Source organism: Fibrobacter sp. UBA4297 (genome assembly GCF_002394865.1).
Classification (GTDB): domain Bacteria; phylum Fibrobacterota; class Fibrobacteria; order Fibrobacterales; family Fibrobacteraceae; genus Fibrobacter.
The window spans coordinates 117,964-132,654 of sequence record NZ_DGUZ01000010.1 but is presented as its reverse complement, the minus strand read 5'-3'; the positions used below and the strand labels follow the sequence as shown (position 1 = coordinate 132,654).

The 14,691-nt window shown below is 50.7% G+C and carries 13 protein-coding genes; 7 read left to right on the top strand and 6 right to left on the bottom strand.

What is annotated here, in order from left to right; all coding sequences use genetic code 11:
- Nucleotides 1-95: 95 nt before the first annotated feature.
- The gene (locus tag B3A20_RS05495) at nucleotides 96-665 is read right to left on the bottom strand and encodes a hypothetical protein (RefSeq protein WP_290762674.1); all 570 of its coding nucleotides are present in this window, start codon (nucleotides 663-665) and stop codon (nucleotides 96-98) included.
- Between the two features lie 29 nt (nucleotides 666-694).
- Here B3A20_RS05495 and murJ point away from each other — a divergent pair, with 29 nt between their 5' ends.
- Nucleotides 695-2,287: a murein biosynthesis integral membrane protein MurJ gene (murJ, locus tag B3A20_RS05490; protein ID WP_290762673.1), complete on the top strand. Its 1,593-nt coding sequence runs from the start codon at nucleotides 695-697 to the stop codon at nucleotides 2,285-2,287.
- Here the strand turns inward: murJ and B3A20_RS05485 are convergent, their stop codons facing one another.
- The 5 genes from B3A20_RS05485 to B3A20_RS05465 form a co-directional block, all read right to left on the bottom strand.
- Nucleotides 2,288-2,647 carry a hypothetical protein gene (locus B3A20_RS05485; protein WP_290762672.1) on the bottom strand — a complete coding sequence of 120 codons (360 nt, stop codon included), beginning with the start codon at nucleotides 2,645-2,647 and terminating at the stop codon, nucleotides 2,288-2,290. It abuts the gene before it with no gap.
- A gap of 37 nt (nucleotides 2,648-2,684) precedes the next feature.
- The gene (locus B3A20_RS05480) at nucleotides 2,685-3,071 is read right to left on the bottom strand and encodes a hypothetical protein (protein WP_290762671.1); all 387 of its coding nucleotides are present in this window, start codon (nucleotides 3,069-3,071) and stop codon (nucleotides 2,685-2,687) included.
- 120 nt (nucleotides 3,072-3,191) lie between these two features.
- On the bottom strand, nucleotides 3,192-4,610 hold the full coding sequence (locus B3A20_RS05475; RefSeq protein WP_290762670.1) for an SGNH/GDSL hydrolase family protein: 1,419 nt from the start codon (nucleotides 4,608-4,610) through the stop codon (nucleotides 3,192-3,194).
- Between the two features lie 173 nt (nucleotides 4,611-4,783).
- Complete coding sequence (locus B3A20_RS05470) at nucleotides 4,784-6,205, bottom strand: SGNH/GDSL hydrolase family protein (protein ID WP_290762668.1); 1,422 nt, start codon at nucleotides 6,203-6,205, stop codon at nucleotides 4,784-4,786.
- Nucleotides 6,206-6,311: 106 nt separating this feature from the next.
- On the bottom strand, nucleotides 6,312-8,069 hold the full coding sequence (locus tag B3A20_RS05465) for an ABC-ATPase domain-containing protein (protein ID WP_290762666.1): 1,758 nt from the start codon (nucleotides 8,067-8,069) through the stop codon (nucleotides 6,312-6,314).
- A 143-nt stretch (nucleotides 8,070-8,212) separates the two neighbouring features.
- Between B3A20_RS05465 and B3A20_RS05460 the strand changes: the two genes are divergently transcribed.
- From B3A20_RS05460 to B3A20_RS05435, 6 genes are all read left to right on the top strand, one after another.
- On the top strand, nucleotides 8,213-8,755 hold the full coding sequence (locus B3A20_RS05460; protein WP_290762664.1) for a PEGA domain-containing protein: 543 nt from the start codon (nucleotides 8,213-8,215) through the stop codon (nucleotides 8,753-8,755).
- A gap of 108 nt (nucleotides 8,756-8,863) precedes the next feature.
- Nucleotides 8,864-9,472: a penicillin-binding protein activator LpoB gene (locus B3A20_RS05455; protein WP_290762663.1), complete on the top strand. Its 609-nt coding sequence runs from the start codon at nucleotides 8,864-8,866 to the stop codon at nucleotides 9,470-9,472.
- A 163-nt stretch (nucleotides 9,473-9,635) separates the two neighbouring features.
- Nucleotides 9,636-11,033 carry a hypothetical protein gene (locus B3A20_RS05450; protein WP_290762661.1) on the top strand — a complete coding sequence of 466 codons (1,398 nt, stop codon included), beginning with the start codon at nucleotides 9,636-9,638 and terminating at the stop codon, nucleotides 11,031-11,033.
- Between the two features lie 104 nt (nucleotides 11,034-11,137).
- Nucleotides 11,138-11,917, top strand: coding sequence for a hypothetical protein (locus tag B3A20_RS05445; RefSeq protein WP_290762659.1), 780 nt, complete (start codon nucleotides 11,138-11,140; stop codon nucleotides 11,915-11,917).
- Nucleotides 11,918-11,961: 44 nt separating this feature from the next.
- Nucleotides 11,962-12,690, top strand: coding sequence for a response regulator transcription factor (locus tag B3A20_RS05440; RefSeq protein WP_014546027.1), 729 nt, complete (start codon nucleotides 11,962-11,964; stop codon nucleotides 12,688-12,690).
- Nucleotides 12,672-14,591 (top strand): sensor histidine kinase, encoded by a 1,920-nt coding sequence (locus B3A20_RS05435; protein ID WP_290762656.1) that lies wholly within the window; start codon nucleotides 12,672-12,674, stop codon nucleotides 14,589-14,591. The genes B3A20_RS05440 and B3A20_RS05435 overlap by 19 nt, the downstream gene beginning before the upstream one ends.
- The last annotated feature ends 100 nt before the right edge of the window (nucleotides 14,592-14,691 follow it).

The following is a 14,691-nucleotide window of genomic DNA, read 5'->3' as shown; positions in this document are numbered from 1 at the left end:
CATCTCGTATAAAAGAGAAGCCCGCCGGAGGCGGGCCTTTCAGCATCAAATTGCGCGAGCATCTCGATTTCGCCGCGCAACCTTTGCTTTAAAAATTAGTAGTTCACACCGAAGAACAGGTTCCAGCTCTTGAAGCTCTTGCCAAAGTCCACCTTCGTTGCAAGGATGTTGAAACCGAAACCGGCTTCGAGCTGAACGGCAGAATTGTGGAAGAAGTTCAAACCGACTTCACCGCCCAAGCACATACCGAAAGCACCAATCCAGTCGTCAAAGAATGCGTCAACCTGGAAACCAAGACCAATACCGGCGCCGACAAACGGACTTACGATTTCATCAAGCGGAGAAAAACGTCCACCGATAAGCATATTGCCTTCAAGTTCCCAGTCCGTGCCAAATTCGGCATGCCAGTTCGAAATCGCCGTAATAGCGCCGTGGGTCGTCATTTCCCAAATATGACCGTAGCGGATAAGCGGGAACGCCGTGACCTTATCCTTTTCCGGATTTTTTACATCGTCTTTATAGTTACTCCAGAAAGCAAGGCCGAACGCAGCCGTCTGGAAACTATAGACCGGACGCTGGAGTTTCTTCTCCGGTTCAATAGTGTCATAGTTCTGGGCAAATGCCGCAAGGGCGAGGAAAGTAAGAAGTAAAAGTATCTTTTTCATGATAAGAAATATATAAATTTTCTGTCAACATGAATAAAGCCGCTATTATTGTTGCCGTTTCGATGCTCCTGAGCCGCGTGCTCGGGATTTTCCGTGAAATGCTCCTCGCCCACGCCGCCGGCGTGTCGCTCGAAAAAAACGCACTCGACCTCGCTTTCATGATTCCTGACATCCTGAACCACGTTGTCAGCACCGGATTTTTGTCCATTATCTTCATCCCGATTTTCACGGGCTACAAAGTCGCAGGAGACGAGCGTGGCGGCTGGAAGTTCTTCAGCAACGTGCTCAACACCTTCGGGCTTGCGCTCCTCATTCTCGTGATTCCCGCGTTCATCTGGATGAAAGAACTCATTGCGCTCTTGACCGTCGATGGCGTAACGCCCGAACTCTTGGATCGCGCCACTTACTACGGCCGCATTATTCTTCCGGGGCAGATTTTCATCTTTGTCGGTAGCATCCTCGTTGCCGTTCAGCACACCCGTAAGCAGTTCCTAATTCCATCGCTCACAGGTCTCATTTACAACATCGCAATTGTGGGCGGCGGTGCCGCAGGCCTCGCTCTCACGAATTACACCGGCAATGATTACGGTCTCGCCGGTTTCGCCTGGGGCGTACCCGTCGGTGCTTTCATCGGATTTTTCGCACTCCAGATTTTTGGCGCCAAGCGCGGTGGCGTCCATTATGAATTTATCATTGAACCCAAGCACCCAGACATCATTCGCTATTTCAAGATGATGCTTCCGATGTCCCTTGGCGTGGGTTCCATGTTCGGCCTTGAATTTATCATCAGAAGCTTCGGTGCCAACTTTGGCACGAGCGGCATTTCGAGTCTCAACTACGCTTACCGCGTCATGTACACGCTCGTTGCGGTCTTTGGATTTTCGGTCAGCGTCACAAGCTACCCCGACATGGCGCGCCTCGTCAAGGAAGGCGACTTCCCGCAACTCAACCGCAAAATCTGGAAAAGCCTCTCGCGTATGTTCTGCATCTTGATTCCGGCAGTTGTCGCCGTGTGGGCTTTGAGTTTCCCTGCCGTGCGCATCCTCTTTGAACGTGGCGCGTTCCACCGCGAAACGACCGAAGCGATTTCTGAAATTCTCCGCTGGTACTTGCCCGTAAGCCTTGGGCTTTGCCTGCAAGCCGTTCTCGTCCGCAGCTTCTACGCTTGCGAACGCATGTGGGTCCCGACACTTCTGAACACAGGCATTTTTGCAGCAACCATCCCCGCCTACATTTTGCTTGGCGCCCCCGAAGTGGGTCTTGGCATCAAGAGCGTCCCGATCATCGGCGCTACAGGCGCCATACTGCAAGTGATTTCAATGATCTTCATGTGGGCTAAAAAGAACGGCACCGATGGCATGAAGGATGCGCTCCTCAACATGGCACGTGCCCTCGTTGCATTCGGCATCATGATTGCAGCCGCCGTCGGCCTTGATCACATTTCGGGAGATTTTGTCCGCAATGCAGGATTTGTAACGCTCGTCGTTTACGCTTGCGCCGCAGGTGTAGCACTCTTTACGCTCACGCTCATCGTCCAGCGTTACCTCGGCAGTAAAGATGCTAAGGACATTTTGAACGAGCTCTTAGGAAAGGTTCTCCGAAAGTTGCATTTGGCTCATTAATCACTTTTCTGGTGGATAAATTTCTTCGGGCAACGATCCGTAGCTAGAGACTTTATCACCTTCAAATCCGTTGATCATCCATTTGACGAACCCCACAGTTCCGCCAAGCACGGCACCAGTTGCAAAGCCTACCCCAGCAGCATTCAATGCAACAAGCTTGAGAGGAAACAGGCGAACATCCATTACATCCACTGCACGGAAACGACCACTACCATTCGTTGCTACGAACCAATCGGGTACAGCCATTGTCGTCGCCGTATTCGCTCCATAACGAATCATGGGGTTCGGGTTCTTACTCGCCGCACAACCAACAAGGCTCAACACAAGCAACATGCAAACAACTAGCTTCAAAAAACTCATACTCGCAATATAGATTTCTAATCCCAGGATTCTGAATTTACCTTAATTTTGCACCATATTCAGAATCAGAATTTGCGGGCGGTAAAATTTCTTCTGGCAAAGGATCAGCTTTGGGGATATCATCATTTTCAAAGCCGTTGAACATCCATTTGAAAAATCCAACGGTTCCACCGAGAATAGCTCCAATGGCAAAGCCTCCGGCAGCAGCAGCAAGACCTGCAATTCCAAGCCTTGCGGCATCCTCATCGGTGTGTTCGTCGTTATCAATTGAACCTGCAATGCATACTGCAGCAAGACCCGGCCCCGCTAAAGTCACCCCCGTATTCGTAGCATAGCGAATCATGGGATTTGGGTTCCGGCTCACAGCGCAGCCCACAAGGCTAAGCGCAAGCAAAATACACATTAAATGTTTTAACAAAGTCATATCCGTAATATAAAGCGAAATTTCAAAATTAGCAACACGGCAGATTAATTCTTACGACAGAAAAGCAAAAATTACGGACAAAGCGAATGCATCAAAAAAAGGAGCCTCAGCTCCTTCTCTTTAACGAATAGAAATTCTAGTCTTATAAGATGTTGTCGCGCCACGGATTTTAACAATGTAATTTCCCGCAGGCACTTCGTTCAGAATATTCGAGGACTCTAGGGAACCATCTGCCGGATTTCCGATTCGTCCATTCCATACAACGTGACCCGTCACATCCACGATACTGATAGACACCGGTTCACTCAACCGTGTAATCGAAATTGAGCGGCCCTCCACCTTCACTTGCGGCATTACCACCTTCACATTGCGCGTTTTCTGGATTGCCATAGAACCACCAGCGCCAACAACAGGTTCAGGTCTTCGTTTTTCGTACAACGGAAGTACGGCTTCGGCCCACAAGCGGTGCATTGCCTGACCGCCTACCGGATTCGCCGGATGCACGCCATCTTCCATAAGCTCTTCTGGATGCGCCAAGAAATAACTATAGAAGTCTGGACCAGACGGCAAATTGTTATCCTTGACAAGCTTGTCAATTGCATCCAGGAATTCCTGCGATACCTGCCAGCCCGAGGCCTTCGGGTTCGTTGCAATCATGCGTGCAACAATCGGCGTAATCCCATGCGCCTTTGCCGTATCGATAATCATCTGCATGTTCCGCGTGAACTGCTCGACCGTAAAGCCGCTACCGTCCCAAGCGTCATTTGTACCCATTTCAATAGCCCAGTACTTTACGTTACCCGCATATTCCGCATAATACTTGAGCGCATCGGCAACGCCCTGACTTGTCACGCAAGCGACACCGCCACGGATCATCGCCGGATAGTGATCCGGGAACCTCGCATGGATTAACTGCGCAAAGTTCGAGTCCACGGCATACTGCTTCATGCCCATCTGCGTGATACTCGTTCCCATAAAGAACCACGTATCGTCACCGCCATTGCTAATGTCAAACGCGCCGACTTCTTCCAAATAAATTGCCGGAGTCGAAGCCAATATGCGGAACCAGGACATTCCTTCAAAGTCGATTGCAATACCGCGAGATGCCGCACCGCTCTCGCCAATTTCAGCAGCGACCTGCCAGTCGCCATCCACGCCATTTGTCGAATTCGCAGATGTCATCACCTTGAAATTCTGCAAGGTTGCACCAATCATCCAATTATGTAAACAGCCTTGGGCATACACGTAATCCTGTCCCATCCAGGCTTCGTCGCCACGCGTATCCCATGTGATGAACAGTTTTTTCGGTCCCACGCCGACATTCAAGGCAAAATCATTCACAATGGTAACTTGATTCGAATCCAATTTACCATCTGTATAGGCCAGAGGATTTAGATAACTGGCCAGTTCGCCCGAAACGTAGAGGGGCTTGCCCATGCTCACATTAGGGTTTGCCGTAATAGCAAATGCGCTACCACAGGCAACTGCACATCCAAGCGCAGCTCCACAGAGCATCTGTGTAAATTTAGACATCGACATACCACACCCCACTATTTTAGCCACCAATTATAAAAATAGGTTAATGTGGGGTAAAGTTATAAAATGTATGAAAAATGACACATCAGAAAAGGTGATTTAAGTCACCTTTTGTCATTTAAATCGATGAAATTCGGCACAAAATAGAATACTCCAAAAAGGAGTGTTTGCAATTTTTACTTGATAGATATCTTCGTCGAGTAACTGCTATTTGCACCGCGAACATTTACGAAGTAATTCCCTGCGCGCATTTTTTGCAAGACTTGCGACATTCCAGGCGAAACACTCGCCGAGCCGTTCCATACGACATGTCCCATTGCATCCATGACCGTCACGCGGTCGTTTTCACGCAGCCCGGAAATTGAAATTTCACGACCATTCATGCTCACTTGCGGCAACGCAAAATTCACATTGCGCGTTTTCAGAAGTGGAGTGCCTCCGCAACCAATAACATCCGGTCTCCCGGCGCACGGATCGTCCTTGTACAAAGGCGCCACGGCTTCAGCCCACAGGCGGTGCATCGACTGTCCGCCCTTAGGTTCTGCCGGGTGCACGCCATCGCTTGTAGAAAGTTCTTCGGGATGTTCCAAGAAGTAGCTGTAAAAATCAGGACCGGCAGGCAATTCATTATCCTTAGTGAGTTTGTCAATCGCATCGAGGTAAGCCTTGTTCACCTGCCACTTAGCAATTTCGGGATTCGTCGCAATCATGCGCGCGATAATCGGAGTAATTCCATGCGCTTTCGCCGTATCGATAATCGTCTGCAAGTTCTTCGTGAACGTCGCCACATTTGCATCACTGCCGCCCCAAGCATCGTTTGTTCCCATTTCAATGGCCCAATACCTCACGTTCCCCACATATTCTGCATAATACTTGAGCGCATCGACAACTCCCTGACTCGTGACGCATCCAATACCGCCGCGAAGCATCGCCGGATAGCGCTCCGGGAATCGCGCATGCACGAGCTCTGCAAAATTCGAATCGACTGCAAATTGCTTCATGCCCATCTGGCTGATGCTCGTGCCCATGAAAAACCACGTATCATTTGCGCCATCGCTAATGTCGTAAGCGCCGACTTCTTCGAGATTTTTCACCGGGGATTCCGCCACGATGCGGAACCAGGACTTCCCAGCAAAATCAATTGCAAGCCCACGGGACATGGCACCGCTCTCGCCCACCTCGGCAACAGTCTCCCAGTCGCCATCGACGCCGTTTGTCGAATTCGCAGACGTCATCACCTTGAAATTCTGGAGGCTCGCCGATGCATCCACGGAATGCTGGCAGCTTGCCGCGTGGACATATTTTTCGCCAGCCCATGATTCGTCACCGCGCGTCTCCCACGTGATGAACAGCTTTGTCGGACCCTCGCCCACGTTCAACGCAAAATCCGACACCGACGAGACCTGGTTAAAGTCGAGCTTTCCATCGGTATAGACTTCCGGTTTCCAGTTGGAATTGACTGCCCCCGCCACATAGAGATTCTTGCCCAGACTCACGTTCGGACTCGATGTAGCAGCAAATGCCCCAAAGGAGGCTCCACTCAAAGCAGAAACAAGCGCGGCATTCAAAAATACGCGCGCAAACTTTTGTTTTTCCATATTTTCACCCCAAAAACTTAAATACCTTTTCGGAAAATAAATTATTATGGGGCAAATATCTCAAAAAAATGATTCAGGTGTGGACATTTTTGTCGAGAGGTATTCCTTATCTTCCGTTGTCGCGCAGGCGATAGAGCACGCACGCGATATCAATCGGACGCGGTAGGCTCATTTCACGGCTGAGTCCTTGCGGCAAGTTGCGGAACCCGACGTTCTTGATTTTTTCGCAGAGCGCATTGATGCGTTCCATGATTGTCGCCTTCGCCGATTCGCCATCAGCATCGTTGTTGCTTGCGGCATTCTGGCAGAGGTTCAATAGCATAAAGCCTGCACCGAATCTCTGTTGCTTATCCACAAGCGCACCCGCCTTAGACGTATCCGAGACGAGGAAACCTATTTGCAGCAATGTATCGCCCGAGATTTTCACTTTCACCTGGCGCTCCACAGCAGACGCAGGGCGAAGTGACGGGAGCAATGGCTTCACGTATTCCGCAAAGTCACGGCACTCAGGTTCCACAAATGCGGGCAACCCCGGCACAACTTTTGCACCATCACCGGCAGCCGAGCCAACAGCACTATCACCGAGTCCAGCCGCCACATTCTTTCCATTGATTCTTGCACATTCCGCCTTATACGATGCCATCACGATGATGTTATCCGCCAAGTCCAAAAAGTCTCCGCAAGCGCCCGCCACCAGAATAAAACTACGTCCCTTGATTTCACGAATGCGGTCCGTCAAAGGGATAAGCGGTTCGCGGTCATCGCCCAAGAGCTTACGCACACGCACATCGCGAATGAGGAAGTTCACAGCAGAAGAGTCTTCGTCAATCAAGAAGACATCGCTCCCCGCTTCCATTGCTTCCATCAAGTTCGCAGCCTCGCTCGTCGAGCCCGACGCACAGGCAGTCGTAAAGTTCTTTGTCGAGATTCCGCCCGGCAGGTCACGCACAAACTGCGAAAGGTCCGTGCCACGCACGCTGCGGCCGTCTTCGACGCCCACGCGCACCGCCGATTCGCTCACGACAATGCCTTCGCGGCCATCTCCCGGAATATGCGGGTAAACCGATTTCGTCAAGGCCTGCAAAAGCGTCGATTTTCCGTGGAACGCCCCGCCCGAAATCACGGTGATTCCCTTCGGGATTCCCATACCGCGGATTTCGCGGCCATTAGCAACAAGCGTCACCGCCATTTCTTCGGGCGATACAAACGGGACAGCCCCTTCCATCAGGAGTTCACTGAGTCCAGATGCACGCGGGAGCACGGCGCCATCCGGCACAAACGCACAAAGCCCACGTTCTTCGAGCTGCGACAAAATTTCCTTGCGCTCGGCAAGCACGCGGTAATGTTCGACAAGTTCCGGCTCTACGCCATCCTTCTTCGATTCTCCCGAATTATAAAGTGCCGCCGAAACCAGGTCCGGCAAGACCATCGTCAAAATCTCGGCAGCATCTTCCGCCTGAATCTTGCGGCCGTCGCCCGGCAAGCGCACCTGCAAGCAAGCGCGTAGCTCGCCATTGTCAACCCAGAGCGCGTTTCGCACTAGCATTTCAGGTCCAGCAGTGTCAAAGACGACCGCCGCATCCCTATCCGGGTACTTTTCACGCACAAGTGCTGAAAGCCTGCGGTAAAGGTAATCGCTCAATGCCAAGCGGCGTTCAAACGTGCCACCCCATTCGCTCGGGAACCCAAGCATTAACAAACTCGCTTTAATCATCACGCGAGATGCCGGTGCGTACGGGTCTCCCTGCACATGCAGGAATTCCAGCACAAAGTCTCCAAAATCCCACGAGCGGTCCGCCAGGGACTTGTAAAGGCCGTAATTTTTCCCTTGTAAACTGCGAATTTTCTGGTAAAGAGCTTTCATATACATAAAAGTAGTTAAACTAGACCATTTTTACACCTATTATTTACGCACATTTTACGGCACTTTAACATTTGTCCTGTAAAAAAAGAATTAAATTCTAGGAGTGAACTAACTTTTTTACATGCTAATCAGGAGTACAACCCATGAAAAAGCTTTTCTTTTTTGCCTTGATGATGGCATTCCTCTTCACGACCGCAGTCGCTGACGAAGAAGATCCACCTCCGCGCGGCAAGGCCGCAACCATCAACATCATCACTGAACCGCCTAACAGCGACGTGTTCCTCGGCGGTGAACCTCTCGGCAAGAGCCCGATCAAGGATGCACAGGTCAAGTCTGGCCGCCAGACGCTCGTTGTCATCGACCAGGGCTTTGAACTCGTGAACAAGCGCGTGAACATCTGGCCGGGCAAGGACAGCCGTAACAATTTCGACTTCAGCACCAAGATTCCGAAGGGCCACATCAAGGTTACGACGAATCCGCCGCGCTGCCTCATCTTCGTCGATGGCGAACAGGCTGACAAGACCGATGGTGCAGAACTCGTTGTCCACAACCTCGATGCCGGTGACCACGTTGTGCGCGCCCAGTGCAGCAACCGCAAGAGCGCCGAAGCCCTCGTGAAGGTTGTTGGCGAAGAAACGGCTGAAGTGCATCTCGATGCAACCGCAAGCAAGAGGAAAAAACGCTAATCCTTAAGCAATTCAGCAACTTTTTTCAAAGAACTCCCCTTTGTGGGAGTTTTTTTTAATGTTTTTTTGTATGTTTATAACATAATGTTTCTTATCTAGGAGAAAAAAATGTCAAAACTTTGGATTTTCGCCCTTTGCGTAGGCTTTGCTCTCTTTACCGGCTGCGCAAGCGATGGCGGCAAAAAAGTCACCCGTCTCGACGCAAATTCCGTTACAGACCTTTCCGGCAGCTGGAACGACACAGATTCCCGACTCGTCGCCGAAGAAATGATCAACGACTGCCTTGGCCGTCCGTGGTACAGTCAGTTCTCCGCACAGAAAGGTTCCGTGCCGACAATCGTGATTGGCAAGGTCCGCAACAAGAGCCATGAGCACATCCGCGTCGAAACGTTCATCAAGGATATCGAACGCGCCCTCATCAATTCCGGCAAGGCCGAATTTGTGGCAAACTCCAACGAACGCGGCGACCTCCGCGACGAACTTGCCGACCAGCAGGGCAACGTGACCGAAGAAACCCAGAAGGACGCCGGCATGGAAATCGGTGCTGACCTCATGCTCACCGGCACCATCAACTCCATCATCGACCAGGAGGGCGGCGAACAGGTGGTTTACTACCAGATCGACATGGAACTTACCGACATCCAGAGCCACCGCAAAGTTTGGCTTGGCGACAAGAAGATTAAGAAGTACGTCGCAAAAAGCAGCGTGAAGTTCTAGTCTGAATAGTTGGTAGAACTTAGACCGCTACGCTCTTAGAACTTTGTTGAGAAAGCTTACCGAAAAGTAGTATTCTAAGCATAAACGTCTAAGATCAAAGCTCTAAGTTCTAATAACTTAAAAGGCTCGCTTCTGCGAGCACTTTTTATATAAATTTACTTCTATGAAACGTTTTATCCTAATTCTTGCGTCATCGCTTCTTTTCTCAGCTTGTGCAAACAAGTCCATGACCCGCTACGAGGCTCTAGCCCCTGTATTCGAGCACAGTGGCTACGAAGCCGCTATTGCCGAGGTCAAGAAACAGCAAGAAGACCTTTATGGCGACAACAGCGAATTCCTTTACTACTACGACCTGGGCGTGCTCTACCACTACAACGGAAATTACAAGGAAAGTGCCATAAACTTTGACAAGGCCGAAAAGATTTACGACGACCTCTATACACGTTCCATAACAAACGAAGCAGCCGCCATTGTAACAAACGACAACGTCCGCCCGTACAGGGCAAGGCCTTTCGAAGTGCTAGTGCTCCACGAAATGCAGATCATGAACTACCTCGCACAAAAGGACATCGACGGAGCCATGGTCGAGGTTAGCCGCGCACAAAAGGCAATGACGGGACTCTATCAGAAAGATAACGATAAGACAAACGACAACGGCTTTTTGCGCTACCTCACGGCAATCGTCTACGAAATGGCGGGAGAACCGGATGAAGCGGCCATCGCCTACTACAAGACAGTCAAGGCATACAGCGAAAACATTTTGAATCTTCCGAAAGAAGCCCGTGAATTTATCATCGAAAGCCTAAAGCGCACCGACCGCGAAGACGACATCAGAATTCTCGGACTTGCAAATACAGAAACACCCAAAGCTCAAAAAGCTTACGATCTCGGACAGGAAATCATCATCGTCGCTTACGCAGGCCACGCCCCCATCCTCACCGAACTCAAGATGTCGGGTACTTACGTGAACGGTGGCATGCTGAACCTCACCTACAAAGACAGCAAGACCGGAAAAATTACAAGCTCCAACATCGGCGCCCCGCCAGTCGCAGGCGCAAGCAATGGCGAAACATTCCACATCAGTTTTGCACTCCCCGAAGCACACTCGTTCAGAAGCCTCGTCCAGCGATTCAACGTTACCGTGGATAACCAGTCCGGAGTCCGCCCCGAAAAGGTGATGGCTCTCGACAAGGAACTTGAAATGAACCTCAAGGACGACTTTGCAAACACCATGACCCGCACCGCCATCCGCGTCGTGCTCCGCACGATTGCAGCCCAGGCCGCGAAAAAGGCCATGAAGACGGACAACGCCTGGGTAAACCTCTTCACAAGCATCGGCACGGACATTGCACAGGACCAGATGGAAAAGGCGGACCTCCGCATAGCGCTTTTCTTGCCGAACTCCATCCAGATGACAAGAATCCCCGTCGAGCCGGGTTCGCACGAAGTATCTATCGCTGCTGAAAATGAGATGGGAGGCACGGTCAACATCTTCAAATTCGACAACGTGACCGTAAAAAAAGGCGAAAAGAAGTTTGTATTCGTGCCAGCAGTCAAATAGCCTGAGCATAAATGAGCGAAAAAGCACTATTTTCTAAAATGTAAACTCCACTTTGCTAAATAATTATTTAGTTTCATGGAAAACATTCCTAGGAGCATAAAACAATGAATTTTAAACTCATCTTTGCAGCGGCAGCACTGCTTGCCACCCAGTCTTTTGCTATTGCAGGTTTCGGCGCCCACTACACCCCGAGCGTTGGTACCAAGCTCAAGGCTGCAGACCGCGCAGACATCAAGACTGAAAACGTGAACTTGGAAGGCAAGCTTGGCTTTAGCCACGGCAATTTCTCCTACATCCAGGGTTTCGGCTTTAAGGCATGGCTCGATCTTCTCCCGTTCGTGGACATCGAGGCTTCCTTCAACATCCAGTTTGCTTCCTATAACGCAGCCCTCTGGACCTATGACGAAGGTGAACCGGTAAAGCATCCTTTGGAAATTGAACTTGGCGGTACTCCGTTTGCCAAGGCAACTCCGAAATACGTCGGGATGAACGCAGACATCTCCGTCACCTACCCGATTTCCATCCCGCTCTTCCCGATTCGCCCGTATGTCGGTGGCGGTCTGACCATGCACTGGAACACGTTCGTCCTGAACAAGGCGTTTATCGAAAACATCATCGACAACATGTACGAAGAAGCCAAGGCTAATGGCAAGGACTTCTCGTTTGACGAAAAGCAACTTGCCGACAAGGTTGTCGACTACGCCAAGAAAGAAAGCCTCACCAAGAGCATCGGCATCCACTTGCTCGCCGGTGTCCGCTTCAAGCTCCCGATTATCCCGATTGCCGCTTACGCAAACGTCAAGTGCTACCTCGGCGGTGACTACGATGACGATATTGACGCAGGCCACTTTGCATTTGAACTCGGTGGCGGTTTTGCCCTTTAATTTTGTAGATTAAAAGTTGGTTAGAAGAGAGTAGGTATCCAAGAATGACTCAGAATACAAGCAGTACAAACATCCTCATCATCGAAGATGAAATTGCCATTGCCGAAGGCCTCGTAGACCTCTGCGAGCTCAACGGTTACCGCGTCAAACACGTTGTTGACGGCGAAAGCGGCCTTGCCGAAGCACTTTCCGGACAGTACGGACTTGTACTGCTGGACCTCATGCTCCCGGGCATGGACGGCTTTACCGTTTGCGACAAGATTCGCGAAAAGGACAAGAGCCTCCCGATCATCATCCTTTCTGCAAAGAATTCCGATGACGATATCATCAACGGTCTCAAGTTCGGCGCCGACGACTACATTCCGAAGCCGTTCTCCGTGCCGATGCTCCTTGCACGTATTGAAGCTGTGCTCCGCCGTAGCCGCCAGACGATGGAAAACGAAGGCAAGCTTGTTGCCGGCAACCTCCGCGTGAACTTCCGTGAATACACAGGCGTGCGCGGTACGGAAGAGCTGGCATTCACCCGCAAGGAAATCGAAATTCTTGAATACCTCTGGAACAATCGCGACCATGCCATTCCGCGTTCCGAACTCCTCCGCAAGGTCTGGGGCTACGAAAATGCAGAATCTGTGGATACGCGTACAGTCGATATCCACATCACCAAGCTCCGCAAGAAGATTGAAGACGATCCGGCTCATCCGAAACTGCTCGTCACATTCCGCGGTGAAGGTTACCAGATGCGCTCGGCTCCAGAATGCGAGAAATCAGTATAAACAAACTATCTACATACCTCTCTAGCAAGTACAAGGCTCTTCGGAGCCTTATCCTTGCCTCTAAAGATCGTCTCATTTTTGTGGCGATTTTTATCGTTATTGCGATTCCCGTAATATTGCTTTTAAGCCATTCTTACGCACAGCTGCAAACGTCGTCGCTCTTTGGCTACAAGGAACACGCGTTCTCTGTGCTCCAGAATTTGAACAAGAACATCACCGCAGACCTAGCGATTGAAGACAGGCGCTCTTACGCCGACTACAGATTCATCCGCTCGGTCCCGGTATTTGGCGGTGAAGAAATCACGATGTCCGAACTTGCGGAATTTCCGCAGAGAAGCCACTATGTTGGCCTTGTCGGGCATTTCCAGCTGGACCCAGCCGGAAACTTGAGTACGCCAGTCCTCCCAGATGGAGTCCTCGAAAAGATTCCGATGGTCGATAGGGACAAGCGCCTTGCCATCCGCAATAAGATTGGCCAGATTCTCAACACATCCGGATTCTCCGCAATTTCGTCTTCGGCGAACGCGCCAACATCAAGCAGCACCGAGAAAAGCGCAGACTCTACGCGCAAAAACGACAGCAGGCTCATCGACCAGATTTACAAGCAGGACCTTGACATTGCAAGCACACGCAAAAAGAAGAAAGCCAACAGACCGCGTGTCGAACAAATTACCGAAACCGGTGACTTCGCCTTCGGAGTCGAATCGACAAAGCTCGATACAACCGGTCTTCTGGTCCGCCTGATCAACACCGAAACGACGCACTCCATGGAAGCCGAAATCGACTTCTTCCAGGCAATTGTCGATTCAAACTATATCATTTTCCACCGCACGGTGAGACGTGGCCACGACGTGTTCATCCAGGGCTTTATCGTCGATGCGCGCGCCTACCTCACAAACCTTGTAAAAAACGAAATCGAAAAATACAAGGGCGTTACCAAGGGCAATCAGCAAGACCCGCTCGTGCTCGCGTTTTTCCACAAGAACAAGTCCTTTGTCGCTTTTGGTGAACGCAACAACATCACGACGGAACTTCTCTCCGAATCGTTGCAGGCGCCCCTTTCAGATATCACATTCAAGATGTACACCACGCAACGCGCCCCCGGCGGAGATTTCGTTTTCTTCATCGGGTTCCTGATGCTTGCGGTACTTGCAATAGGCCTTATCTCGATTTATCATGTGACACAAAGCCGTGTGAAGCTTGCCGCGAAACGCCAGGACTTTGTCTCAGCCATTACGCACGAACTCAAGACTCCGCTCACCGCCATCAAGATGTACGCCGAGCTGTTGCAGAATTCCTGGGTTGCAAGCGAAGAAAAGAAGCAGAAGTATTATGGACAAATCGCAAGCGAAGCCGACCGCCTTTCGAGACTCATCCAAAACGTGCTGAACCTTTCGAAGCTCGATGGCAACCGCTGGAACGTGCAGCTACGCATGGACAAGCCCAAGCAGGTCCTCGACGACTTCGTCTCGACTTACAGCAAGAACGTCGAAAAGCAGGGATTCGAACTCACGGTTTCTTCGGACACGGATGCAGACAACATCAGCCTCATGATCGACCGTGACGCCATCATGCAGATTCTGATGAACCTCGTCGACAACTCGCTCAAGTTCTCCAAGAATGCCGACTACAAGATGATTAACGTGGAACTCCGCATCAAGGGAACCGACATGTACCTCGCCGTGCGCGACTACGGTCCGGGCATTCCGCCCTCCGAAATGAAGAAGGTCTTCCAGGAATTCTACAGAGTCGAAAACGAGATGACAAGGCAGACAAGCGGCACGGGCATCGGGCTTTCGATGGTCAAGAAGTTGTGCACCCTATGCAACATGACGATTGAACTTGAAAACGCAAACCCCGGGCTCCGCACAAAAATACACTTCCCGAGTCTGTCGATTTGAGGCTAGTAACGAGTTACTAGGTATTAGTTACTAGAGTGTACTAGAGATTTTCAAAACATTCTAGTAACTTTAATAACATCAACTCGCTTTTTTTCGTTTA